The organism is Marinospirillum sp. (assembly GCF_044810985.1).
Taxonomy (GTDB): domain Bacteria; phylum Pseudomonadota; class Gammaproteobacteria; order Pseudomonadales; family Halomonadaceae; genus Marinospirillum.
In genome coordinates this window covers 1,000,427-1,023,049 of record NZ_CP085242.1, presented here as the reverse complement: position 1 = coordinate 1,023,049, position 22,623 = coordinate 1,000,427, and the positions used below count along the sequence as shown (strand labels likewise).

23 protein-coding genes are annotated in these 22,623 nt (G+C 53.3%); 17 read left to right on the top strand and 6 right to left on the bottom strand.

What is annotated here, in order from left to right:
* Positions 1–50 precede the first annotated feature (50 nt).
* The gene (locus LG323_RS04915) at positions 51–440 is read right to left on the bottom strand and encodes a DUF1289 domain-containing protein (RefSeq protein ID WP_310697257.1); all 390 of its coding nucleotides are present in this window, start codon (positions 438–440) and stop codon (positions 51–53) included.
* A gap of 84 nt (positions 441–524) precedes the next feature.
* On the opposite strand from LG323_RS04915, the gene LG323_RS04910 reads away from it, so the two are divergent.
* Both LG323_RS04910 and murB read left to right on the top strand, forming a co-directional pair.
* The gene (locus LG323_RS04910) at positions 525–1,010 is read left to right on the top strand and encodes a low molecular weight protein-tyrosine-phosphatase (protein ID WP_404419554.1); all 486 of its coding nucleotides are present in this window, start codon (positions 525–527) and stop codon (positions 1,008–1,010) included.
* Positions 1,000–2,052 (top strand): UDP-N-acetylmuramate dehydrogenase, encoded by a 1,053-nt coding sequence (gene murB / locus LG323_RS04905; protein WP_404419552.1) that lies wholly within the window; start codon positions 1,000–1,002, stop codon positions 2,050–2,052. The genes LG323_RS04910 and murB overlap by 11 nt, the downstream gene beginning before the upstream one ends.
* A 7-nt stretch (positions 2,053–2,059) precedes the next feature.
* Here the strand turns inward: murB and LG323_RS04900 are convergent, their stop codons facing one another.
* On the bottom strand, positions 2,060–2,950 hold the full coding sequence (locus tag LG323_RS04900; RefSeq protein WP_404419550.1) for a LysR family transcriptional regulator: 891 nt from the start codon (positions 2,948–2,950) through the stop codon (positions 2,060–2,062).
* Positions 2,951–3,084: 134 nt separating this feature from the next.
* Here LG323_RS04900 and LG323_RS04895 point away from each other — a divergent pair, with 134 nt between their 5' ends.
* From LG323_RS04895 to LG323_RS04875, 5 genes are all read left to right on the top strand, one after another.
* Positions 3,085–4,239, top strand: a complete 1,155-nt coding sequence (locus LG323_RS04895) for a transglycosylase SLT domain-containing protein (RefSeq protein WP_404419548.1) — start codon at positions 3,085–3,087, stop codon at positions 4,237–4,239.
* Between the two features lie 69 nt (positions 4,240–4,308).
* On the top strand, positions 4,309–4,875 hold the full coding sequence (locus LG323_RS04890; RefSeq protein ID WP_404419546.1) for a hypothetical protein: 567 nt from the start codon (positions 4,309–4,311) through the stop codon (positions 4,873–4,875).
* Positions 4,876–5,064: 189 nt separating this feature from the next.
* Entirely contained in the window at positions 5,065–6,564 is a 1,500-nt protein-coding gene (locus LG323_RS04885; RefSeq protein WP_310697875.1) for a CoA-acylating methylmalonate-semialdehyde dehydrogenase, read from the top strand.
* A gap of 110 nt (positions 6,565–6,674) precedes the next feature.
* The gene (locus LG323_RS04880) at positions 6,675–7,217 is read left to right on the top strand and encodes a methylated-DNA--[protein]-cysteine S-methyltransferase (RefSeq protein ID WP_404419544.1); all 543 of its coding nucleotides are present in this window, start codon (positions 6,675–6,677) and stop codon (positions 7,215–7,217) included.
* Complete coding sequence (locus LG323_RS04875; protein ID WP_404419542.1) at positions 7,214–8,254, top strand: CobW family GTP-binding protein; 1,041 nt, start codon at positions 7,214–7,216, stop codon at positions 8,252–8,254. The genes LG323_RS04880 and LG323_RS04875 overlap by 4 nt, the downstream gene beginning before the upstream one ends.
* Here LG323_RS04875 and LG323_RS04870 read toward each other — a convergent pair whose 3' ends face one another.
* The gene (locus tag LG323_RS04870; RefSeq protein ID WP_404419540.1) at positions 8,255–8,875 is read right to left on the bottom strand and encodes an FMN-dependent NADH-azoreductase; all 621 of its coding nucleotides are present in this window, start codon (positions 8,873–8,875) and stop codon (positions 8,255–8,257) included.
* Positions 8,876–8,979: 104 nt separating this feature from the next.
* On the opposite strand from LG323_RS04870, the gene LG323_RS04865 reads away from it, so the two are divergent.
* The 5 genes from LG323_RS04865 to LG323_RS04845 all read left to right on the top strand — a co-directional run bounded on the left by LG323_RS04865 (position 8,980) and on the right by LG323_RS04845 (position 14,308).
* Positions 8,980–9,885, top strand: a complete 906-nt coding sequence (locus tag LG323_RS04865) for a LysR substrate-binding domain-containing protein (RefSeq protein ID WP_404419538.1) — start codon at positions 8,980–8,982, stop codon at positions 9,883–9,885.
* A 17-nt stretch (positions 9,886–9,902) separates the two neighbouring features.
* Positions 9,903–10,232, top strand: a complete 330-nt coding sequence (locus LG323_RS04860; RefSeq protein ID WP_404419536.1) for a hypothetical protein — start codon at positions 9,903–9,905, stop codon at positions 10,230–10,232.
* 161 nt (positions 10,233–10,393) lie between these two features.
* Positions 10,394–12,541 (top strand): fatty acid oxidation complex subunit alpha FadB, encoded by a 2,148-nt coding sequence (fadB, locus tag LG323_RS04855; protein ID WP_404419534.1) that lies wholly within the window; start codon positions 10,394–10,396, stop codon positions 12,539–12,541.
* A gap of 33 nt (positions 12,542–12,574) precedes the next feature.
* A complete protein-coding gene (gene fadA / locus LG323_RS04850; protein WP_404419532.1) occupies positions 12,575–13,750 on the top strand; it encodes an acetyl-CoA C-acyltransferase FadA in 1,176 nt (391 codons plus the stop codon).
* A gap of 117 nt (positions 13,751–13,867) precedes the next feature.
* On the top strand, positions 13,868–14,308 hold the full coding sequence (locus LG323_RS04845; RefSeq protein ID WP_404419530.1) for a hypothetical protein: 441 nt from the start codon (positions 13,868–13,870) through the stop codon (positions 14,306–14,308).
* Between the two features lie 103 nt (positions 14,309–14,411).
* Here the strand turns inward: LG323_RS04845 and LG323_RS04840 are convergent, their stop codons facing one another.
* A complete protein-coding gene (locus LG323_RS04840) occupies positions 14,412–16,361 on the bottom strand; it encodes an acetoacetate--CoA ligase (protein WP_404419529.1) in 1,950 nt (649 codons plus the stop codon).
* Positions 16,362–16,596: 235 nt separating this feature from the next.
* On the opposite strand from LG323_RS04840, the gene LG323_RS04835 reads away from it, so the two are divergent.
* Positions 16,597–17,061: a chemotaxis protein CheX gene (locus LG323_RS04835; RefSeq protein WP_404419527.1), complete on the top strand. Its 465-nt coding sequence runs from the start codon at positions 16,597–16,599 to the stop codon at positions 17,059–17,061.
* On the opposite strand, the gene LG323_RS04830 is transcribed toward LG323_RS04835, so the two are convergent.
* Entirely contained in the window at positions 17,062–18,273 is a 1,212-nt protein-coding gene (locus tag LG323_RS04830; protein ID WP_404419525.1) for an HDOD domain-containing protein, read from the bottom strand.
* Positions 18,274–18,413: 140 nt separating this feature from the next.
* Between LG323_RS04830 and LG323_RS04825 the strand changes: the two genes are divergently transcribed.
* Positions 18,414–19,337 carry a 2-hydroxyacid dehydrogenase gene (locus LG323_RS04825; protein ID WP_404419523.1) on the top strand — a complete coding sequence of 308 codons (924 nt, stop codon included), beginning with the start codon at positions 18,414–18,416 and terminating at the stop codon, positions 19,335–19,337.
* Here the strand turns inward: LG323_RS04825 and LG323_RS04820 are convergent.
* Positions 19,331–19,849 carry a Smr/MutS family protein gene (locus tag LG323_RS04820; RefSeq protein WP_404419521.1) on the bottom strand — a complete coding sequence of 173 codons (519 nt, stop codon included), beginning with the start codon at positions 19,847–19,849 and terminating at the stop codon, positions 19,331–19,333. The genes LG323_RS04825 and LG323_RS04820 overlap by 7 nt on opposite strands.
* 157 nt (positions 19,850–20,006) lie before the next feature.
* On the opposite strand from LG323_RS04820, the gene prmB reads away from it, so the two are divergent.
* From prmB to LG323_RS04805, 3 genes are all read left to right on the top strand, one after another.
* A complete protein-coding gene (prmB, locus tag LG323_RS04815) occupies positions 20,007–20,954 on the top strand; it encodes a 50S ribosomal protein L3 N(5)-glutamine methyltransferase (protein ID WP_404419519.1) in 948 nt (315 codons plus the stop codon).
* Between the two features lie 18 nt (positions 20,955–20,972).
* Entirely contained in the window at positions 20,973–22,073 is a 1,101-nt protein-coding gene (gene aroC / locus LG323_RS04810) for a chorismate synthase (protein WP_310697298.1), read from the top strand.
* A gap of 201 nt (positions 22,074–22,274) precedes the next feature.
* The gene (locus tag LG323_RS04805; RefSeq protein ID WP_404419516.1) at positions 22,275–22,529 is read left to right on the top strand and encodes a DUF6489 family protein; all 255 of its coding nucleotides are present in this window, start codon (positions 22,275–22,277) and stop codon (positions 22,527–22,529) included.
* Positions 22,530–22,623: the final 94 nt, after the last annotated feature.

The following is a 22,623-nucleotide window of genomic DNA, read 5'->3' as shown; positions in this document are numbered from 1 at the left end:
TGTCAACAAAGTTAAGTTGGGCAAAAGTTGTAGACACTTTGACTGCACCGCTACAAAAACAGCCGGGTCAAGTGGTTGAAGAGAGCTGCAGGGCTGAGGTTCCGGGCTTTGGCGGTTCTTTGCAGACCATAGGCTTCCAGGTTTCTGATACGCTCACTCCCGGCTCTGAGCAGATCCATGACCCAGGCTTCAGGTGGAGCCTCAGGGTGGTGGCGAATGGCGAAGCGCTGCAACTGGCTTTGCAGTAACACAGGATCTTTTACTACAAGATAGTCGCCCACCAGTCGTTCAGCCTGCTGCCACAGGCGTTGCCAGACAGCTTCCTGCTCTTCGGGCGTCATCAGGTTCCAGGTATCCACTTCTTTGGAGGTTCTTTTGCAGCCCCGGCAGATGGGATCACCAAAAGTCGTGGAGCAAAAGCCGACACAGGGGGTTTTCATAAAGGCATTTTACCGTTAACTGGCTTATAATGCCTACCAACTTTTTTCGATTTCCAACCGGAGGCTGCCTGGCGCTCTTAGCTTATGAGTAATCAAGTTTCTGTTCTTTTTGTTTGTCTGGGAAATATCTGCCGTTCACCCACTGCCGATGGCATTTTTCGTTATCTGGTTGAAGAAGCGGGTTTGAGTGACAAAATCCGCATTGATTCTGCCGGTACTGGCGACTGGCATGTGGGCAAGGCCCCGGATGAACGAATGCAGGCCGCTGCCCTTGCGCGTGGCTATGATTTATCAGGACTCACAGCGCGACAGATTCAGCCTGAAGACCTGGATACTTTTGATTATGTACTGGTGATGGATAAGCAGAATCAGGCCGATGTTGAGGATCTGGTTTCAGAACTGGAGCAGATGGATAAAATCAGGCTTTTGCTGAGCTTCAATCCTTCTGCCATCACCGAGGTGCCCGATCCCTATTATGGCGGTGAAAGTGGCTTCCAACAGGTGATTGATCTGGTGGAAAGTGCCTGCAAACGCCTCTTGGTGCAGTTGCGGAAAAGCCATGATCTCTAAGCAAGAGTGGGCGGATCTCACTCCTCTCAACTCGCTGAATCTGCCTGCCAGGGCACGCTGGCTGGTCAAAACCAGTGGCCGGAAAGCCTTTCTGGAAGCCCTGGATTTTGCCGCAACTCAGAACTTACCGGTTTTTCCCCTGGGTGGGGGCAGCAATCTGGTACTGGCCAGGGATCTGGAAGGCATGGTTTTGCAGCAATTACCTGAACCTCTGGATTGGTCGGGTGCTGCGAATCAAACCGTCACTTTGCGGGTGCCTGCGGGTTACAACTGGCATCAGCTGGTATTGGAAACCACCTCGCGGGGCCTTTTTGGTCTGGAAAATCTGGCCTTGATTCCCGGCCAGGCCGGTGCCGCCCCCATTCAGAACATCGGCGCTTACGGGGCCGAAGTCAGTGATTGCCTGGAAACTGTGGAAGGTTACTGGCTGGAACCCGGCAAAGAGCCCCGGGCAGATACTTTGGCTGCAAAAGACTGTGAACTGGCTTATCGCAACAGTCGTTTCAAACAGGACTGGAAAGGTCGTTTTATCATCACTGCCCTGCAACTGCGTTTGCAAAAAAATGCCCAGCCACGTCTAGGGTATGCCGATCTTGCCGAGCGGGTCGCCAGCAAACAGGAGCTGCGCAACCGTCAGCAACAGGCCTGCATTCCTCTGGCCCGAGTCATTGCTGATACGGTCACCGATATCCGCCGCGAAAAACTGCCCGATCCGGCGCGTTTGCCCAATGCAGGCAGCTTCTTCAAAAACCCCCTGGTCACAAAACAGAAGGCGGAGGAGCTTAAGCAAAGGTGGCCTGACTTGCCGGTTTATGCCACTGAAGATGGAGTCAAACTGGCGGCCGGTTGGATGATTGATCAGTGCGGCTTCAAAGGCTACCAGAAAGGCCGCTTTGCAGTGCATGAGCGTCAGGCTTTGGTTCTGGTGCATCAGGGTGGGGGGCAGGTTACGGAATTGTTGGCTTTGGCCGAGGAAATCAAGGCCAGTGTTGAGCAGCGTTTTGGTGTGGAGCTGGAACAGGAACCGGAGTTGATTGCCTGAGCGGCACTTATTCTCCCATCAGCAGGGGCTGGTGTGCTTCCGCCAGACGCTTGAGCTCCTGCCAGACGGCTTCCACCCGAGCCAGACGTTTGCGTTCAGGTTGCGCCGCCAGCCAGAAGCTGCGGGTCAGGCAGATTTCCTCTTCCAGAACCGGTTTTAGCTGCGGTGCTTCTGCTGCCAGAAAACAGGGTAGAATAGCAAGTCCGAGCCCCGAGCGTGCCTGGATATATTGGGCCACCACGCTGGTGCTGCGAAAGGCCGGTTGGGCATCGGGAAGCAGACGCTCCATATAATTGAGCTGATCACTGAACATCAGATCATCCACATAACCAATCAGGCGCTGGTGGTTGAGGTCTTCCACTCTCTCCAACGCTGGTGCCTGCTGCAAATACTCCTGGGTGGCATAAAGCTTCAAGCGATAATCACACAGCTTGGTCACCACCAGGCTGGTATGCCGGGGCCTTTCAATGGTCACTGCCATATCGGCTTCGTGTCGGGTTAATTTGACGAAACGGGGCATGGGCAGTAATTCAACGACCAGGCGGGGATTGTTTTTACAAAAGTCGGCCAGTCTGGGGGTGATGAAAAAGCTGCCGAAACCCTCGGTGGAGCCGATGCGCACTGAACCGATCTGCTCTTCCCCCAACCCTTGCAGAATTTCCCCGGCGGTCAGGGCCTGCTGCTCCATCTGACGCGCTGTAGCCAGCAGCAGGCGACCCTGATCCGTCAGCTGGTGGCCATCCTGGCCTCTTTCAAAAAGCTGCACTTCCAGCGAGGTTTCCAGTCGATGCAAACGTCGGGAAACCGTGGAAGCATTCACCCTCAAGCGCTGGGCAGCCTCGCTGAGTCGTTCGGTGCGAGCGACTTCCAGAAAAATACGGATATCATCCCAGTCCATGAATTATTGCCTTGATAAAATAAAGTGTGATCTTCTTGGCAGTTTTTTATACTTGTCTTGACACTCCGGGGCCACCCAGCAAGAATCACATGAATACTACGGGTTTTTGGGTTGAAACTTAAGGAAATATTAGCGTGAAAAGAATTCTGGTCTCATCACTTGCTGCAGGTTTGTTGCTGTCTCCCATGATCGGAAGTTCTTCAAGTCTCCAGGAGTTTCAACAGCAGCGTCAGCAGGATATGCAGCAGTTCAACCAGGATTTTGAAGAGGCTTTTCAGGCTTACCGGGATGCTTTTGACGAAGCTTTTGAAGCCTATCAGGAAGAATTGCGCGCTCACTGGTCGCAACCTCTGATCACGGACAACCGTACCTGGGTGGAATACTCTGAAGATCAGACCAGCCGCAGTGTCGTGGATTATGAGGCCAATGAAATCCGTATAGAGGTGGATACGGAAAAGACCGGTGGACGTACGGATGCGGCCGTGGAAATGCTGGTGGATGTCATCAACCGCCCTGTAGAAGAAGCCGTGGAAAGGGATGAAGTGACCCAACGTGCGGTGGAAAAAGCAGGCTTGCCCAGCCCGTCTTTAGGTGACCAAGGTCGTAAGCGAGTGCTCAGTGAGGTTCGTCCCGAACATGCCGAAGCCATGATGAACAAGGCTCAGGTATCCCAGCGCCAGGAGCCTGCTGCGGATGGCGGCCAACGTGAGGTCACGGTGCTTACGGTGCCTCTGCCACCTTCCCGAACCACAGACAAAGCAAAAGAATATCTGCCACAGGTTCGCAATTATGCCCAGAAACACCAGGTTGAACCTGCCTTGATGCTGGCGATCATGCACAGCGAAAGCAGCTTTAATCCCATGGCACGCTCCCATATTCCTGCTTTTGGCCTGATGCAAATTGTTCCCTCTTCTGCAGGCAAGGATGTCGCCCAGGAGCTTTACGGGGAAATCAGGGTGTTCAGCCCTTCCTATCTGTACAATCCGGAAAACAATATTCAGGCTGGGGCGGTTTATCTGAATATTCTCAATAGCCGCTATCTGCGCCAGATTGAAAACTCCGAGAGTCGCATGTATGCCGTTATCTCTGCCTATAACACCGGAGCAGGGAATGTAGCACGAACTTTTACCGGCAACTCGACAAGTCCGGCAAAGGCAGCAGGTATTATCAATACTATGCAGCCTCGCGAAGTCTATGAGCAGTTGCGTGCTCAGCTTCCTTACGAAGAAACACGCAAATACCTGGATCATGTGGCCAGGCGTACGGCTGCTTATCGTGAATTTGATTAAGCGGGTTTTTCAAAACAAGCACTCCCTCGTCAAAAGACGAGATCATTCAAAAAAGGAAGACTAAGAACCATGAAAAAAAATATCTTTGCAGTCTCTGCTATTGCCGTTTCCATTGCCCTGGTGGGTTGTGCTGGCACACCTGAACAGCAACCCGAGGAGTCCTCAATTCCCAGCTGGATCTTTACTCCTGAAGTTCAGGATGGTCTGGCAGCAACCAGTTGTGTGCCGGCTTCCGGGCGCATCAACTCGGACAGCAGTCGTGCCGACCTGGCCGCTCGTCAGCAACTGGCGACCACCATGGGCGCTCAGGTGCAGTCACTAACTGAAAACTATCAGCGTACCATCGACACCGAAGAAGACGGTCTGTCCACCGGGGGCAACTTTGAAGAAGTGACCCGTCAGATCGTTGATCAGGAAATGGTTGGCAGCCGTCGTGTACGCGCCGAATACGTGACCATTGAAGGTCAGCGTCAGTTCTGTTCCATGGTGGCTGTTGGCCAGGAAAGCGTGACCCAAATGCTGCAATCCGTTGCTGAAGCCGCCGGTGCAGAAGAAGAGGCCTTCACAACCGCAGAAATGCGTGAACAGTTCATGAGCCAGAAAGCCTTGAATCGCCTGAATGAAGCAACAGAATAAATCAGCTGGCAGAATTGCAGCAGGAAGGGGCCGCAAGGCCCCTTTTTTTGTGGACTTTTTAGCCCTTGCAAATATGCAAGAGTGCTTTGCACTCAAGTTGCTTGTCAGGCATTCTTGCTGGGGTCTAAGATGCAAGCACGGTTACTTAAACCTATAACCACAAAAACAATCAGCAAAAAGAGGTAAGCCATGTCTGTGCGCGAAATCCCCATGATCATTGGTGGCGAGAAGGTCACTTCCCAATCAACTGACTGGCGTGAAGTTTTAAATCCCGCCACCCAGGAAGTGGTGGCCAAGGTTCCTTTCTGTACCCTGGATGAAGTCGATGCCGCCATCAACAATGCCAATGAAGCCTACAAGAGCTGGCGCAACACCTCTCTGGCAGCGCGCATGCGCATCATGCTCAAGTTCCAGCAATTGCTGCGCGAGAATGCCAAAGACCTGGCTGCCCTGATTACCGAAGAGCATGGTAAAACCCTGCCGGATGCCGAAGGTGAAGTGGGTCGTGGCCTGGAAGTGGTTGAACATGCCTGCTCCATCCCCACTCTGCAACTCAGTGAAATGGCGGAAAATGTTGCAACCGGCGTCAATGTTTATACCCTGAAACAGCCTCTAGGCGTGGGTGCCGGTATCACTGCTTTCAACTTTCCGGTCATGCTGCCCTGCTTTATGTTTCCCATTGCCATTGCCACGGGTAATACCTTTGTTCTCAAGCCTTCCGAGCAGGACCCTACGTCCACTCTGCGTCTGGTTGAGCTGGCTCATGAAGCCGGTCTGCCACCCGGTGTTTTGAATGTGGTGCACGGTGGCCCGGAAGTGGCAACCCGTCTTTGCCAACATGAGCACATCAAGGCGGTTTCCTTTATCGGTTCCAGCAATGTCGGTGAGCAGATCTACGAACATGCCAGCAAAGCCGGTAAGCGGGCCCAGTGCATGATGGGTGCCAAGAACCACTGTGTGATTCTGCCTGATTCCAACAAGAACCAGGCGATTGATGCCCTGCTGGGGTCGGCTTTTGGTGCCGCCGGTCAGCGTTGCATGGCTAACCCGGTTGTGGTTCTGGTGGGTGAAGCACGCCAGTGGGCCGATGAAATTGTGGAGCGTTCCAAAAAAATGGTGGTGGGACCAGGAACCAATGTTAAAGCGGATATCTGCCCTGTGGTTTCCAGTTCCGCCAGAGACCGTATTATTCGCATGATTGACTCGGGTGTGGAACAGGGTGCAACCCTGGCACTGGATGGTCGTGAATGTGTGGTTGAAGGCTACGAAAAAGGCAACTTCGTGGGAGCCACCGTCTTTACCGGTGTGACCAAGGATATGGATATCTACAAGGAAGAGATTTTCGGACCGGTGCTTTGTGTGGTGGAAGCGGAAACCCTGGATGAAGCCATTGAATTTATCAATGCCAACCCGAATGGTAATGGCACCTCCATCTTTACTGCTTCCGGTTGGGCGGCGCATAAGTTCCAGAATGAAATTGATGTCGGCCAGGTGGGGATCAATATGCCGATTCCTGTGCCTGTGGCCTACTTCAGCTTTACCGGTTCACGCGGTTCGCGTCTGGGTCCTCTGGGTCCCAATGGCAAGGAAGCGGTCAAGTTCTGGACTCACAGCAAAACAGTCACTGAGCGCTGGTATGAGCCGGACAGTATTTCTGCCGGGGTCAATACCACCATTTCCATGAAGTAAACTGAAAAGCTCTCTGCTCTTGGCCCCGCAAATGCGGGGCTTTTTTTTATCCAAAAACCCGTTATGATCATCCAAAGCCTTAACAGTGACTTTCCCAGTCAAGGTGTCTCATGAACCTGAAGCCTATTCTTGCCTCACTCGTTCCCGGCGAAAAACCTCCGCAGTGGGGTGAATTTCAAACCGGGTGGGGCAATGCTGTTTTTCTGGTGACTCCCCGGGGTTTGGCTGCCCTACAGCCGGTGATGAGCGATGAGGCCTTTCAGCAATTGCTGGAGGAGCACTTCAAGCCTGCCGGTATACAACAGCTGACTCCAGGTCAACGCACCCTCTGGTCACAGAAGATCAGCGAAGCCTTGGTGAATCCTGAGCTGATCCGGGCTCTGCCGCTGGATTTGCAGGGTAGTGCTTTCCAGAAGATGGTCTGGGAACAGTTATTACAGATCCCCAGTGGTCGGACACTCAGTTACAGTGAGCTTGCAAAGCATGTGGGCCGTCCCCGTGCAGTCCGGGCTGTTGCCTCGGCTTGTGGTGCCAATCCGGTGCCCCTGTTGATTCCCTGTCACCGGGTTCTGCGCAAAAGTGGTCAACTGGGCGGCTATGCTCTGGGGCTGGATCTCAAACGCAGACTGCTGCACAAAGAAGGAGCGCTATGAGCAAAACCCCCGTACACCTGATTACCGGTTTTTTGGGTGTGGGTAAAACCACAGCCATCAATCACTTGCTGGCCCACAAGCCGGAAGGTGAGCGTTGGGCGCTGGTGGTCAATGAATTCGGGCAAATTGGCGTCGATGGCAGTCTGCTGGAAACCGGAGATGATATTCGCGTCAAAGAGATTCCCGGCGGCTGTATTTGTTGTGCTCTGGGCTTAACGCTTTCGGTGACTCTGGTTAACCTGCTGCAGAAATACAAACCGGATCGGCTATTGATTGAACCCACTGGCCTGGGGCATCCGGCCGGTATTATTGATGTCTTGACCGGCGAGCAGTTTGCCGAGTTTGTCGAGCTGCATCCCTTGATTACCCTGGTAGACCCACGGCAACTGGAAGATCCCCGTGTGCTGGCCAATGACACCTTCCAGGATCAAATTTCCCTGGCTGATGTTCTGGTCTTTAACAAAACGGATCTGGCCACCCCGGAGCAAACCCAGCGGGCTCTGGATCAGGCCAGTGGTTTTTTCCCTCCCAAACTGGCACTTTTGACCTGTGAGCAGGGCCAGCTGCCGCAATCCGTATTGCAGCCAGCAGAAACGCTGATTTATCAGGGGCAGTCAATCAAGCCCGGCCAGGAGCATCAGCTAGCCAGCAAACCCTCTTTGTTGAAACCTCAGCAGGGACTGGAGTTTCTGGCCTTGCCCGAACCCGGCAGGCCTGTTTGTAAAACAGGAGACGGGCAGGGGGCTCATTCAGTGGGCTGGATCTTTCATCGCGATACAGCCTTTGATGAAGACCGACTTTACCAGTGGGTGGATCAGCAAAAAGATGTTCTGCGCCTGAAAGGAGTCTTTCGGGTGGGCAGCAGGGAATGGCACAGCTTCAACAAGGTGGGCTCGGAGCTGGTGGTCCAGCCGGTGGCCTATCGACGCGACTCCCGGCTGGAAGTCATCAGCAGTCAGCCCGTGAAGGCCGCTGCTTTGGAGAAAGAGTTGCTGGCCCTGACTTACAAGCCTGAACCAGCAACCCTTTTTGATTGATCAGGCTTCAGCAGCAACAGCCAGACCATCAATTTCCCTGCTTGCAGCTGTCAGAGCCTCGGCACGCAGGCTGTCGCCCATGTTGAGGCCCTCGGCGCGAACGATGGTGACATCACTGATGCCGATAAAACCCAGGAGGGTTTTCAGGTAACTTTCCTGATGATCCATGCCGGTTGCAGGTCCTTCGCTGTAAACCCCGCCGCGAGCGGAGGCAATAATCGCCCGTTTGCCTTGCAGCAGACCCTCGGGGCCGTTTTCGGTGTAACGGAAGGTGCGACCCGCTTGAGCGATCCGGTCTACCCAGGCTTTCAATTGCGTGGGAATGCTGAAGTTGTAAAAGGGCGCGCCGATGACGAGTAGATCAGCAGCAAAAACCTCTGCCAGCAAGGTTTCTGTTACGGCCAGTTCACTGTGCTGGCGCTCGCTGCGCTGATCCTTTTCAGTATTCCCGGCCATAAGAATTTCAGCATCCAGATGGTTGATGGGCTGAGCAACCAGATCCCGATGCACCAGCTGGGCATCCGGGTATTGCTGCTGCAGTTGTTTGATGATGCGAGTGGAAAGCTGGCGGCTGACGGATTGTTCAGTAAACAGACCTGAATCCAGGTGTAGAATATTCATGGGTGAACCTCTTGCAATGAGTTAATGTTGACTAGAATACTCGGCTATTTGTCAGGCCACTAGTGGGTTAAAATGAAATTAACTGTTCCATATATGGAATAATAATGAAAGATATCACCAACCTTGTCTTGTTTGCCCAGGTCATAGAGCACGGCAGTTTCAGCCAGGCAGCCCGTATTCTGGGTATTCCCAAATCCACTCTTAGCCGCCGCATCACCGATCTGGAAAAAGCACAAGGTGTGCGTCTGTTGCAAAGAACCATGCGTAAGTTGGTGCTCACTGAAATTGGGCGGGAGTTTCTGGTGCATTGCCAGGCCGTGTTGAATGCCGCCGAGGCAGCGGAACAAGTCACCCAGTTTGTTCAGGAAAGGCCCCGAGGCCGTGTGCGCCTCAGTTGCCCCTATGCCATCAGCCAAAATATGCTGACGCAATTGATTCCGGCCTTCATGAAAGCCTATCCCGAGGTCAGGGTTGATCTGCTGGTGACCAACCAGCCCATTAACCTGCTGGATGCCCAGGTGGATCTGGCCCTGCGGGTGCGCGCGACTCTGGAGGACTCATCTCTTATTGTGCGACCCTTGACGCCCTCACTGCAGGGTTTGTTTGCTCACCCGGATTATGTGAGGGAGAAAGGCACACCTTCCCATCCTCATGACCTGGCGACCTGGACAACCCTGTCCATGCACTATTCCAGTGGTCGCTATGTCTATGACCTGACTTCTGCCGTCAGTGGGGAAAAGATCAGCTGGAATCACCAGCCACGCTTGATTTGTGATGATCTTTGGATGCTGCGTGAAGCGGCAGCTCAGCAACAGGGGGTTGCCGCCCTGCCGGTGGGACTCTGCCGTGAAGACTTGAGCAGCGGTCGGCTGGTACAGGTTTTACCCAACTGGCAGCTACCGGTCAGCCACCTGCACCTGGTTTACCCCAATCGCCAGGGCCTGGTACCTGCCGTACGGGTGTTGATTGATTGGCTGGTGGAACACCTGCCCAGTACCGCAACCTTTTAACCCCTGCGAGGTTTCTGATGCCGTTTGTAAAATCCTGGATTCTTGTTATCTCCGTGGTCTTGCTGCTGGGCTGTTCAGGTGCAGCCGATGAGGTGTCCTTGAGTTTTCTGGTTGAACATTCCACCGCCTATTCCGGTCGGAATCTTGTAGTGGAAGGGCAGGTCAGAGGCCTGGAGGAACCGGAACACTACTGGCTGGAAGACTCTGACATGAATCGTATTGGACTCAAGCCGGATCACAGGGCAAAAACTTATCTTGACCAGCAAGTCAGGGTGACCGGGCTTTTCCAGGCCTCTCCCGACAAAGGGCGCTGGCTCAGGATCAAGGCTCTGGAGCCCTTGCCCTAATCGCGTTTTATACCTGCTTCTGGTAAGGAATTCGTTGGCGATGGCTTGACAAGATCGTTCAGATGCACGACTCTTAGTAAAAGTTCAAACGACTGTATGAAAAGTTTGTTTGAAGTTTTCAATCAGTCTTTTCCTTACAACAAAAAGCTGGAGATCACACGATGATTTACCAAGGCAATGCCCTCAAGGTGCAAGCCCTCAGTGACGGAAATGCCGAACTGACCTTTGATTTACAAGGTGAGTCGGTCAACAAACTTAGTACCGCAGCCATACTGGAATTGGGTGAAGCTGTTGCCGCGATCCAGTCGCAAAAGGACATTAAGGGCCTGCTGCTCAGCAGTGCCAAGGAAGCCTTTATTGTTGGCGCTGATATTACAGAATTTCATGGTGTTTTCGGTGAAACCGAAGATTACCTGGTTGAAATGAACCAAAAGGTTCATGCCCTTTTCAACTCCATTGAAGACCTGCCTTTTCCAACCGTGACGGCCATTAACGGCCTGGCACTGGGTGGTGGTTGTGAGATGGTCTTGACCACCGATTTTCGGGTGATGTCCGAAAAAGCCAAAATCGGCCTGCCGGAAACCAAATTGGGTATTATTCCCGGCTGGGGTGGCTGTGTGCGCCTGCCCCGCCTGATCGGTGCGGACAATGCCATCGAATGGATTGCTGGCGGCACGGAAAACAAAGCCGATGCGGCTTTGAAAATGGGGGCCGTGGATGCGGTGGTTCCTCAGGACAAGCTGCGTGAAACCGCTCTGGATATCCTGGCTGAAGCCCAGGCGGGCAACCTGGATTGGCAGGCACGTCGTGAAGTGAAAAAAGCGCCGCTGCAATTGAACTCGATTGAAGCCATGATGGTTTTTGAAACCGCCAAGGGCTTTGTGGCTGGCAAGGCTGGCCCTCACTACCCGGCTCCGGTTGAAGCCATCAAGGCCATTCAGAAGGGGGCAACCGCCGGGCGCGAAAAAGCCCAGGAAGTGGAAGCCAAAACCTTCGCCAAGATGGCCAAAACCGATGTTTGCTTCAATCTGGTGGGTCTGTTCCTGAATGATCAACTGGTCAAGAAAAAAGCTTCGGCTTATGAAAAACAGGTCAACCCCACCAAAAAGGCCGCCGTTCTGGGGGCTGGCATCATGGGCGGTGGTGTGGCCTATCAGTCGGCTTCCAAAGGCACGCCGATCATGATGAAGGATATTGCCGAAGATGCCCTGCTTCTGGGCCTCAAAGAAGCCAACAAGCTTTTCTCCAAGCAGGTTGAGCGTAAGAAAATGACTGCAGAGCAGATGGGTGAAGCTCTGAGCCGCATTCGTCCGACTCTGTCCTACGGTGACTTTGCGGATGTCGACCTGACGGTTGAAGCCGTTGTGGAGAACCCCAAGGTCAAGTCGGCAGTGCTGGCGGAACTGGAAGACCAGGTGGCTGAAAATGCCATTATCACTTCCAACACCTCGACCATCTCGATTACCAGTCTGGCTCAGAACCTCAAGCGTCCCGAGAATTTCTGTGGCATGCACTTTTTCAACCCGGTACACCGTATGCCACTGGTGGAAGTCATTCGCGGCGAGAAGTCCTCCGAAACGGCCATTGCTGCAACCGTGGCCTACGCCAAGCAGATGGGCAAAACCCCGATTGTCGTCAATGACTGCCCCGGCTTTCTGGTGAATCGTGTGCTTTTCCCCTACTTTGGTGGCTTTATCGGTCTGCTGGAACAGGGAGCCGACTTCCAGAAGGTCGACAAGGTGATGGAGAAATTCGGTTGGCCCATGGGCCCTGCTTATCTTTTGGATGTGGTGGGTCTGGATACCGCCCTGCACGCCAATGAAGTCATGGCCGAGGGTTTCCCTGAGCGCATGAAGCGGGATGATAAAACCATCTTGAACGTCATGAATGAGCAGGGACGTCTGGGTCAGAAAAACGACACCGGCTTCTATCGCTATGAAGAAGACCGCAAAGGCAAGCCCAAGAAAGTCGTGGATGATTCCACTTATGACCTGATCAAGCCCCAGATCAAGGAAACACGTGAACTGAGTGATGACGATATTATTGCTCGCATGATGGTTCCTCTGTGCCTGGAAACGGTTCGCTGCCTGGAAGACGGTATTGTGGAAACTCCAGCTGAAGCGGATATGGCGCTGATTTACGGCATCGGCTTCCCTCCTTTCCGTGGTGGTGCCTTGCGTTATATCGATGCCATGGGCGTGAAAGCCTTTGTGGATCTGGCTGATTCCCTGGCGGAACTGGGCCCACTTTATGGGGCGACTGACAAGCTGCGTGATATGGCTGCCAAGGGTGAGCGTTTTTACGCCTAAGTGACCCGGTTAACCGAATTCAGGAGAAAAATAATGAGTCTGCAACCAAGAGATATCGTAATTGTTGATGGCGTACGCACAGCCATGGCCAAAGCCAAAAAAGGTGCCTTTCGCAATGTTCGTGCAGAAGAACTCTCTGCCGATATCATGCGTGCTTTGTTGAGCCGTAATGCCGGTCTCAATCCGGCAGAAATTGATGACATTATCTGGGGCTGCGTTAACCAGACCCTGGAGCAGGGCTATAACGTGGGTCGTAATGCAGCCATCCTGACCTCCATTCCCAAATCGGTTCCGGCGCAAACGGTCAACCGCCTGTGTGGCTCTTCCATGAGTGCCCTGCATATTGCCGGTGCCAACATTCAGGCCGGTCTGGGTGACATCTATATGGTCGGTGGGGTTGAGCATATGGAGCATGTCTCCATGATGCACGGTGTTGATGTCAACCCATCTGCAAGCAAGCAGAATGCCAAGGGTGCCATGATGATGGGCCTGACTGCAGAGCTGCTGGGCAAGATGCACGGTATCAGCCGTCAACAGCAGGATGAAATGGGTGCACGTTCACACCGTCTGGCTCATGAAGCTTCCATCAATGGTCGTTTTGATAACGAAATCATCGGTGTTGAAGGCCACGATGCTGAAGGCCGCCGCAAACTGATTCTGAAAGATGAAGTGATTCGCCCGGAAACCACAGTGGAAAGCCTGTCTCAGCTGAAACCGGTTTTTGATCCGCGTAACGGTACAGTGACCGCGGGTACTTCCTCGGCTCTGTCTGTGGGTGCCTCCGGTATGCTGATGATGAGCTATGAAAAGGCCCAGCAGCTGGGTCTCAAGCCCATCGCCAAGGTGCGCTCCATGGGTGTGGCCGGTTGTGATCCTTCGATTATGGGTTATGGCCCGGTTCCTGCTTCCAAGAAAGCGCTGAAAGCAGCCGGTCTGACTATTGATGACATTGATATTGTGGAACTCAATGAAGCCTTTGCGGCCCAGGGTCTGCCGGTTCTGAAAGACCTGAAACTGCTCGACAAGATGGATGAAAAGGTCAACCTGAATGGGGGTGCCATCGCACTGGGTCACCCACTGGGTTGTTCGGGCACACGCATCAGCACCACTTTGCTGAATGTGATGCAGCAAAAAGATGCCACTCTGGGTCTGGCAACCATGTGTATTGGCATGGGGCAGGGGGTTGCCACGGTTTTTGAACGCATCTGATTGCTTTGATGTCTTAAGTGTGAACCTATCTTTTGGTTAAAGTTTGCACAAGGGCGGCTGATTAGCTATTCTGAAAAGAAACTGGTTAGTCGCCGCCCACGACAAGAGAGGTGTTCAATGATTGAATCCAATGTTGGTAGCCAAGCTTCTGCTTCCCTGCGCCAGGCACAGGGTCAGGATGTTCGTACCCAGCAGGCACAGCAGGAAACCAATGAAAATGCTGTTGCCGAGCAGGCCTCCAGCCAACCGGTTGCCTCCAGTGGTGCCGAGGCCAGCAACAATGTTTCCACGCAACCTTCTGATGTGGTGACCCGGCTGGGTGAAACGCCCGATGAAGTGCCTCTGTATGAAAGTGGGCGCCCCAACGGCAGCATTATTCGTCCCAGCATTGAGTTGGCTCAGAATGCTGAACAGGCTTCTACTGCTGCAAACAATGAAGATGAAAGCAGAACCGTTGAGCGTAATACAGATGATCAGGCTGCGCGTCAGGCCAATGAAGGCGGTTCACCCGCTCGGGGCAATGACCCTACACCGGATGATGTCCAAAACCTGGTTTGATGAGCAACCTGCAGCAATAAAAAACCTGGCCTGAGTGCCAGGTTTTTTTTAGAAACCCCTGCTTAACCTGTGTTTCTCATGTTAATCAAGGGCTTCTTCTGAGCTATCTCTTAAGTTCGGGCAGGTTTGCAAACAACTCCAGAGCTTCGGGGTTGGCCAGGGCATCCTGGTTTTTCACCGGCCTGCCGTGGATGATTTCCCGCACGGCCAGCTCGACTATCTTGCCGGACAGGGTGCGGGGGATGTCCGCAACCTGGATGATCTTGGCGGGCACATGTCGGGGTGTGGTTTCCGCCCGGATGGTTTCCCGAATGCGTTTTTTCAATTCCTCTGTGAGTTCCTTGCCTTCTTTCAGGCGCACAAAAAGCACCACGCGCACATCATCTTTCCAATCCTGGCCAACGCAGAGGGCTTCCAGCACTTCTTCGACTTTTTCCACTTGGCGGTAGATCTCCGCGGTGCCAATGCGCACACCACCGGGATTCAGCACGGCATCCGAGCGGCCATGAATGATTAAGCCGTCTTCGGGGGTGATTTCGGCATAGTCGCCATGCGCCCAGACGTTATCAAAGCGATCAAAATAGGCCGCGTGGTAACGCTTCCCGCCTTCATCCTTCCAGAAGCCAATGGGCATGGAGGGGAAGGGTTGTACGCAGACCAGCTCACCCTTTTCACCCACCACGGGCTGGCCCTGATCGTTATAGACCTGCACATCCATGCCCAGGCCCCGGCATTGCAGCTGACCGCGATAGACAGGGCGAATCGGGCAGCCCAGGGCAAAGCAGGAGAGAATGTCGGTGCCACCGGAAATCGAAGCCAGCAGCAGGTCTTTCTTGATGTCCCGGTAGACATAATCAAAGGATTCATGGGACAAGGGTGAGCCGGTGGACAGGATGGCCCTGAGTTTGGATAAATCATGGGTTTCACCCGGCTTGAGTCCGGCTTTTTCACAAGCGGCGATGTACTTGGCGCTGGTGCCAAAAACCGTGACACCTTCACGCTCGGCCATATCCCAGAGGGCCTTGGGTTCGGGAGCAAAAGGGGAGCCATCAAAGAGCACCAGGGAAGCCCCTGCGGCCAATCCAGAAACCAGCCAGTTCCACATCATCCAGCCGCAGGTGGTGTAGTAGAAGAGGGTGTCCTGTTCCGTCAGGTCGGTGTGCAACTGGTGTTCTTTCAGGTGCTGCAACAAGGTGCCGCCTGCTGAATGTACGATGCACTTGGGCACGCCGGTGGTGCCCGAGGAGTACATGATGTAGAGGGGGTGATCAAAAGGCAGTTCGGCAAAGTCGATTTCCTTGGCATCGGGAATGCGAAAATCATCCCAGAGAACCGCTTTGCTGATGGTGCTGATGTCCGGGTGGGCCTCCAGAAAAGGAAAAACAACGACCTGTTGAAGATCCGGCAAAGCCTCGGCAATTTCGGCAACCTGGGCACGACTGTCCAGACGCTTGCCATTGTAAAGATAACCATCGGTGGCAAAGAGTACCTTGGGTTCAATTTGCCCGAAACGATCCAGCACGCCATTAAAACCAAAATCGGGAGAACAGGAGGACCAGATGGCGCCCAGACTGGCAGCCGCCAGCATGGCAATCAGGGCGTAGTGGCAGTTGGGCACAAAACCGGCGACACGATCGCCCGGGCCGACGCCCATTTTTTCCAGGGCCAGAGCAATCTGGGCGACCTGATCATAAAGTTCGGCATGGGTCAGGGAGGTGCGTTGACCATCTTCACGCAGGGAGACCACCGCCTGACGATCATCACGAAAGCGCAACAGATTCTCGGCAAAATTCAATCGGGCTTCAGGAAACCAGCGGGCACCGGGCATCCGCTCGGGATTTTCCAGAACCTGACTGCCCTGATCGGAAGCCACCAGCCCGGAAAACTCCCAGACCAGCTCCCAGAACTCCTGGTTGTTTTCGATACTCCAGGCATAGAGGTCGGCGTAGTTGCTGATTTGTGTCTGGTAGCGTTCATTCACACACTTCATAAAGCGTGCCAGTTGGCTGGCTTCCAGAGCAGAAGCACTGGGCTGCCAAAGAGGTCGGGACATGAAAAAGCCTCCTGATTGTTATTGTATCGAGATTCTTGTTACTTGAAGCTTAACCAACCTGAGGCAAGAATCACAGGCTGGGTATGCTGGTGAGATTAAAATACCATTAGAGGAAGTTGACGTAAACGTAAAGTTTTTTGCAAAAAATGTCAGGTTGTTTTTGGGGTGATGTCTCCCTTTTGCTTTTTCTTTACTGTAAGCTTGCGTTTTAAAGTTTTCTTTTAAGGCAGGAGCTATGCGGGCAGATTTCATAAACCCTTTTTTGCATGCCATGATGAATGTTTTGCGCACCATGGCTCAGATGCAGCCTCAGGTGGGTAAGCCAGTCGTCAAGGATGACAATATAGCCCGAGGAGCAATCACCGGGTTCATCGACCTGATGGGGGAGCAGACGGCCGGTTCCCTGGCTATCACCTTCTCGGAGCCAGTGGCTTTGGCGCTGGTGGAAAAAATGTTGGGTGATCGTCCGGAAAAAATTGATGATACCGTTCGTGACCTGGTGGGTGAGATCACCAATATGGTATCGGGTGGTGCCAAAAAAATCCTGTCGGAAAAAGGCTATGAATTTTACCTCTCCCAGCCGGTGACTTTCGTCGGTGAGGGGCACCAGGTTTTGCACAGCGTGTATGGCCCCAAAATCCTCCTGCCGTTTCATGTCGAAAGCGGCGATTTTGTGGTGGAAGTTTGCTTTCGCGAGTGATTACAGACCAAACATCTCCTGTACCTCCTCCACCTGATCCGCTGCATCTTCAACGAGCGTCAGGCTGAATTCAGGAGTTAATCCCTGGGTGGTCAGCTTCTGGAAGGCAGGCACTTCATCCAGGCGAGGATGTCGATGCTGTTTTTCGGTGCCAATAAAGCTGTGCAATCGGGCAACCCGAATCAAATCCTCCAGGCTGGCCTGGCTTCCCTCTGAAGTGGACTGCCAGTTATTCAACTGGGCCACCAGGCGGATCACCTCTTCATCGAACCCCCAGTAATTGAGCAGCAATACACCGGCTTCGGGCATGAGTTCTTCCAATACCTGTTCCATTTGCTGCTGGTCGATTTCCGGTTCCAGATCGATGAATTTTAAAATGGCCAGTTCACCCAGATTGTGAATCAGTCCTACCAAAAGAGCCCGGTCCGCGGAGATATGCGGGTGATGGAGGGTGAGCAGCTGGGCAATGGCGGCCACCTTCACACCCTGGCACCAGCTTTGGGTCATGCGCTGCTTTACCCAGGGGTTGTTGGCCTTGAATAACTGTCGCAGGGAAAACAGCATGACCAACTGGGAGGTGGTATCCAGGCCCAGACGCATGATGGCTTCGCCGCTGCTCTGGCAGGTGTTGCCACGCCGATACAGGGGGCTGTTGGCAGCAGCAATGAGTTTGGCCAGCATAGAGGGGTCCCGATTAAGAACACGCTCCAGATCCTTGATTTCCGGCTCTTCCTGCTGCAGGACTTCGCGCACCTTCAGGGCAACACTGGGCAGGCTGGGCAGGCTGAAGTTCCGGTTTTCCAGCGCTGTTTTCAAGCGTCGGTAGAACTTGTTGGCAGTCTCAGAGAGACCGGCATTTTCCCGTTCCAGGTTGGAGGCCTGAACCTGTTGGGTGAGCAGAGAACCGGAAATGGCCAGAAGCTGGCAGGGTTCGGCACTGGTGACTTCATAGAGGCTGGGTCTCAGGCGGGCAATACTGAGCCGGGCTGCAGGGGAGTCAGCGGTGATTTCCTGTTGCTGGCCGTCTTCAGCAACCAGCAGCAGGCTGCCTTGCAACAGAAAAAACTCCAGATCCTTTTCATAACCCCGCGGGATAATCATTTCACCGGCTGCCTGGCAACGCTTGAGCTTGAGCTTGGGTTTAATGAGGATCAGTTGTTCATCAGAAAGCTGAGAAAATTGTTCAAACTGACGTAAATCCTGAAGTTTCATCTTGGCTGCCCACCTCTGTTAAGCAATCTTTAATCAAAGGTAACATAAAGTTAATAACATCAGTAAGGCAACTTGGCTTTTTGTGCGGCTATTGGTTAGGGTAAGGGTAAGAACTGACGCCAAGAATAGAGGATTGAGATATGTTGTACTTGCACATAGAACCTGACCAGCAGCAGTGGCTGGATGCTTTTGCCCATCATCAACCTGACTTGAAAGTGGTCACAGCAGACGATGACTTTGATGCTGACCGGGTGCGCTGGGTGGCGGCCTGGAATCCATCGGAAGGTCTTTTTGGGCATTTTCCCAATCTGGAAGCTGTGTTTGCTCTGGGTGCCGGTGTTGATGCTTTTGTCCGCCGGGATGACCTTTCTGCTGAGATTCCCTTGATTCGCCTGCTGGATGCAGGCATGGCTGATCAGATGGTGGAATACATCCTCTGGGCAACCTTGACGGTACAGCGTGATTTTGACCTCTATGCTGACTTGCAGCGCCAGAACAAATGGCAGGAACACACGGCACGCTCCAGAGACCAAATGCGCCTGGGTATTCTGGGTCTGGGTGCTTTGGGCCAGCAGGTGGCGAAAAGCCTGACCACCTATGGTTATCCGGTGAGTGGCTGGAAACGTTCGGAGATCGAGCTGGAAGGGGTCAAGGTGTTTACCGGCGATCAGGGTCTGCAGCAGTTGGTTCAACAAAGTGATGTCTTGATCAGCCTTTTGCCCAATACACCCCAGACTCGCGGTCTTTTGGATGCCAAATTGCTTGGGAAGTTACCCAAGGGGGCAGCCTTGGTGAATGTGGCCCGGGGGGTTCAGGTCGTGGATGCTGACCTGCTGAAGCTGCTGGATAATGACCATCTGCGTTTTGCGGCGCTGGATGTTTTTCATGAGGAACCTTTGCCCACGGATCACCCTTTCTGGCAGCATCCCAAGGTGGCCGTTACTCCACACATGGCCGCAGCAACCCTGCCCGAACCTGCGGTCAAACAGGTGGTGGCCAATCTGAAGAAACTGGAAGCCGGGCAAGAGCCGGAAGGGTTGGTCAAGGCAGAAAGCGGCTACTGATTGCGCGCTTTGGTACGCAGAAGAATATACACGGCCCCTGTGCCGCCATCAGCGGGCAGGGCTGAGACAAACGCCAAAACCTCCGGCATTTGTTTCAGCCAGGTATTAACATGGGACTTGATGCTGGGGGTTTCGCCTTCACGGTTATAAGCCTTGCCGTGTACCAGCAGCAAGCACCGATACCCCTGGCTGCGCCCGTCACGCACAAAACGGCTTAACTCGGTGCGTGCCGATTCCAGAGTGTAACCATGCAAATCCAGGCCTTCCTGCCAGGCAATTTGTCCCTTTTTTAAAGATTGCAAGGTTCGCTGTGGAAGGTCGGGCAGGTGAAAAGCCAGGGAATCTCCGGGCTTGACCGGGAGAACCTGGCCGTCCGACAGGCCGTCTTCAATCAGGGCGGTGGACTCGTTTTCCGCAGCCTCACGGCGAAGGGCCAGAACTTCTTTGTTCAGCTTTTTTTTCGATTGGCTCAAATCCGCTTTATTCTGCTCCAGGGGTTTTACGCCACGCATCAGTTTCCTGAATAGCTCCAGGTCATCTGGCTGCTCATCTGAAGGGCACACATCAAGCTCCTTAAACCTGCTGCAGGCGTGAAGTTTTTCAGCCTTCCGGTTGGTGTTTTGTTAGAATCCAGGTCATCATTCAGCTGAACCGGGAAATGCGAGCAACATGAGCCAGTCAACGACTTCTTTAGTGCAGGAATTACAAACCCTGCGTGATTTTATACGCTGGGCCATCACCAGCTTCAATCGCCATAACCTCTATTATGGGCATGGCACAGACAATGCCTGGGATGAAGCCCTGCACCTGGTTCTGGGAAGCCTGCACCTGCCCTGGGATACCGATCAAAGATTGCTGGATGCCCGTCTGACACAGCTGGAAAGAGAAAAGTTGCTGGAACTGATTCGCCGTCGCTGTGAAGAGCATACCCCGCTGCCTTATTTGCTGGGTGAAAGCTGGTTTGCCGGACTGCCCTTTAAAGTGGACCCTCGTGTTCTGATTCCCCGCTCCCCGATTTCGGAATTGATAGAGAATAACTTTTCTCCCTGGATTAGTGAAGCAGCTCCACCCAGGCGGATTCTGGATTTGTGCACCGGCAGTGGTTGTATTGGTATTGCCTGTGCCTATGCTTTTCCCACCGCCCAGGTCACCCTGACCGATATTTCCGAAGATGCCCTGGAAGTGGCTGAAGACAACATTGCCCGTCACCACCTGCAGGACCGGGTTTTTGCAACCGCATCGGATCTATTCTCAGCCCTGCAGGGTGAACGCTATGACCTGATTGTCAGCAATCCACCCTATGTGGATGCCACCGACCTGTCACTAATGCCGGATGAATACCGGCAGGAACCCGAGCTGGCACTGGCGGCCGGTGAAGATGGTCTGGATCTGGTCAGGGTTATTCTGGCCGAAGCTCGCCAGTATCTGAGTGACCAGGGCGTACTTGTGGTTGAAGTGGGCAACAGCGAAGAGCATTTGCAGGCACTTTTCCCCCAGGTGCCTTTTCTCTGGGTTGATTTTGAATCCCAGGCCCGTGGTGTTTTTGTCCTGACGGCCGAGCAGCTGGATGAATTCCAGGCTGACTTTGCGGCCGCAGTTAACGATTCCAGTTCATAAGATCAAAGTGAAACGACTATGTCCGGTAATACATTTGGAAAACTTTTTACAGTCACCACCTTTGGTGAAAGTCACGGCCCTGCTCTGGGTGCCATTGTCGATGGTTGTCCGCCAGGCTTGGCCCTGAGTGAAGAAGACCTGCAACTGGATCTGGATCGGCGCAAACCCGGCACCAGCCAGCACACCACACAGCGTCGGGAAGCCGACAAGGTACGCATTCTATCCGGTGTGTTTGAAGGGAAAACCACAGGCACCCCGATTGGCCTGATGATTGAAAACACCGATCAACGCTCCAAAGACTACGGCAAGATCAAGGATCAGTTTCGACCGGCCCACGCTGACTACACCTATCAGCAGAAATACGGGATTCGTGACTACCGGGGTGGGGGGCGCAGTTCGGCCCGAGAAACCGCCATGCGGGTGGCCGCCGGTGCCATCGCCAAAAAATATCTGCAGGAACGCTTGGGTATCCGTATTCGGGGTTATCTTTCCCAGTTGGGCCCCATCAAGGCGGAGCAACTGGTCTGGGAGGAAGTGGAAAAGAATGCCTTTTTCTGCCCTGATCCGACGAAAGTGGCCGAGATGGAAGACTACATGAAAGCCCTGCGCAAGGAGGGCAACTCTATTGGTGCCCGCATCCAGGTCGTGGCCGAGGGCGTTCCACCCGGCCTGGGTGAGCCGATTTTTGATCGACTGGATGCGGATATTGCCCATGCCATGATGTCGATTAACGCGGTAAAAGGCGTGGAAATAGGGGCAGGTTTTGCGTGTGTTGAACAAAAAGGCACGGAGCATCGGGATGAAATCACTCCCGAAGGTTTTCTCAGCAATCATGCCGGTGGTGTGCTGGGTGGAATCTCCAGTGGTCAGACCCTTGAAGTGGGCATGGCGCTCAAGCCGACTTCCAGCCTGCATTTGCCGGGACGCAGCGTGAATCTTGACGGTGAGCCTTGTGAGGTCATCACCACGGGGCGCCATGATCCCTGTGTGGGCATTCGTGCCACCCCCATAGCGGAAGCCATGCTGGCCCTCGTTTTGTTGGATCACTGGCTGCGGCATCGCGGTCAGAATGCTGATGTGGAAGCAGGAACTCCAAGGATTCCGGCTGGTGTAAAGTAATTTTTTTAAGCGGTTTTCTGGTATTTGTCAGGAAACCGTCTAACCTTAACCAGTGAAATATCCTGTTTTACCTACTGTTTTTGTGGTTTTCTTATGTTTATTCGCAAAGTGATTCAAAGAGTCCATTTCGCAGTTGCGTTATAGGGCACAAGGTAGTTAAAGTAGGTACTAGACACTTCACGAACCAATGCGAGGTCATGCGTGAAAGTCAATATTGAACTAGATATGACACCCGATGAATTTCGTCAGGCGATGGGATTGCCCGATGTTCAGCCTTTTCAGGAAGAGCTGATGAATAAAATCAGGGAGCAAATGGAAGCCGGTGCTGAAGGCTACGATCCCCTCTCCCTGTTTACACCTTTTGTATCCCAAGGTTTTGATTCAGTCAGTAGCTATCAAAAGATGATGATGGATCTGATGTCCAGTTATGGACAGGGATCAACGGGCAACAAATAAACTTTTTTGCCTGAACGTCATCTAAGTGTCATTCAGGACGAGTAGATTAAAATAATTAGAAAGTTATTAAATACGGGTAAAATCCTTAACAAAA

What these genes read in the sequence shown, in the direction of transcription:
- LG323_RS04915 (WP_310697257.1), bottom strand. Translation starts at nt 440, where the DNA reads ATGAAAACCCCCTGTGTCGGCTTTTGCTCCACGACTTTTGGTGATCCC.
- LG323_RS04910 (WP_404419554.1), top strand. Translation starts at nt 525, where the DNA reads ATGAGTAATCAAGTTTCTGTTCTTTTTGTTTGTCTGGGAAATATCTGC.
- murB (WP_404419552.1), top strand. Translation starts at nt 1,000, where the DNA reads ATGATCTCTAAGCAAGAGTGGGCGGATCTCACTCCTCTCAACTCGCTG.
- LG323_RS04900 (WP_404419550.1), bottom strand. Translation starts at nt 2,950, where the DNA reads ATGGACTGGGATGATATCCGTATTTTTCTGGAAGTCGCTCGCACCGAA.
- LG323_RS04890 (WP_404419546.1), top strand. Translation starts at nt 4,309, where the DNA reads ATGAAAAAAAATATCTTTGCAGTCTCTGCTATTGCCGTTTCCATTGCC.
- LG323_RS04885 (WP_310697875.1), top strand. Translation starts at nt 5,065, where the DNA reads ATGTCTGTGCGCGAAATCCCCATGATCATTGGTGGCGAGAAGGTCACT.
- LG323_RS04880 (WP_404419544.1), top strand. Translation starts at nt 6,675, where the DNA reads ATGAACCTGAAGCCTATTCTTGCCTCACTCGTTCCCGGCGAAAAACCT.
- LG323_RS04875 (WP_404419542.1), top strand. Translation starts at nt 7,214, where the DNA reads ATGAGCAAAACCCCCGTACACCTGATTACCGGTTTTTTGGGTGTGGGT.
- LG323_RS04870 (WP_404419540.1), bottom strand. Translation starts at nt 8,875, where the DNA reads ATGAATATTCTACACCTGGATTCAGGTCTGTTTACTGAACAATCCGTC.
- LG323_RS04865 (WP_404419538.1), top strand. Translation starts at nt 8,980, where the DNA reads ATGAAAGATATCACCAACCTTGTCTTGTTTGCCCAGGTCATAGAGCAC.
- LG323_RS04860 (WP_404419536.1), top strand. Translation starts at nt 9,903, where the DNA reads ATGCCGTTTGTAAAATCCTGGATTCTTGTTATCTCCGTGGTCTTGCTG.
- fadB (WP_404419534.1), top strand. Translation starts at nt 10,394, where the DNA reads ATGATTTACCAAGGCAATGCCCTCAAGGTGCAAGCCCTCAGTGACGGA.
- fadA (WP_404419532.1), top strand. Translation starts at nt 12,575, where the DNA reads ATGAGTCTGCAACCAAGAGATATCGTAATTGTTGATGGCGTACGCACA.
- LG323_RS04845 (WP_404419530.1), top strand. Translation starts at nt 13,868, where the DNA reads ATGATTGAATCCAATGTTGGTAGCCAAGCTTCTGCTTCCCTGCGCCAG.
- LG323_RS04840 (WP_404419529.1), bottom strand. Translation starts at nt 16,361, where the DNA reads ATGTCCCGACCTCTTTGGCAGCCCAGTGCTTCTGCTCTGGAAGCCAGC.
- LG323_RS04835 (WP_404419527.1), top strand. Translation starts at nt 16,597, where the DNA reads ATGCGGGCAGATTTCATAAACCCTTTTTTGCATGCCATGATGAATGTT.
- LG323_RS04830 (WP_404419525.1), bottom strand. Translation starts at nt 18,273, where the DNA reads ATGAAACTTCAGGATTTACGTCAGTTTGAACAATTTTCTCAGCTTTCT.
- LG323_RS04825 (WP_404419523.1), top strand. Translation starts at nt 18,414, where the DNA reads ATGTTGTACTTGCACATAGAACCTGACCAGCAGCAGTGGCTGGATGCT.
- LG323_RS04820 (WP_404419521.1), bottom strand. Translation starts at nt 19,849, where the DNA reads ATGCGTGGCGTAAAACCCCTGGAGCAGAATAAAGCGGATTTGAGCCAA.
- prmB (WP_404419519.1), top strand. Translation starts at nt 20,007, where the DNA reads ATGAGCCAGTCAACGACTTCTTTAGTGCAGGAATTACAAACCCTGCGT.
- aroC (WP_310697298.1), top strand. Translation starts at nt 20,973, where the DNA reads ATGTCCGGTAATACATTTGGAAAACTTTTTACAGTCACCACCTTTGGT.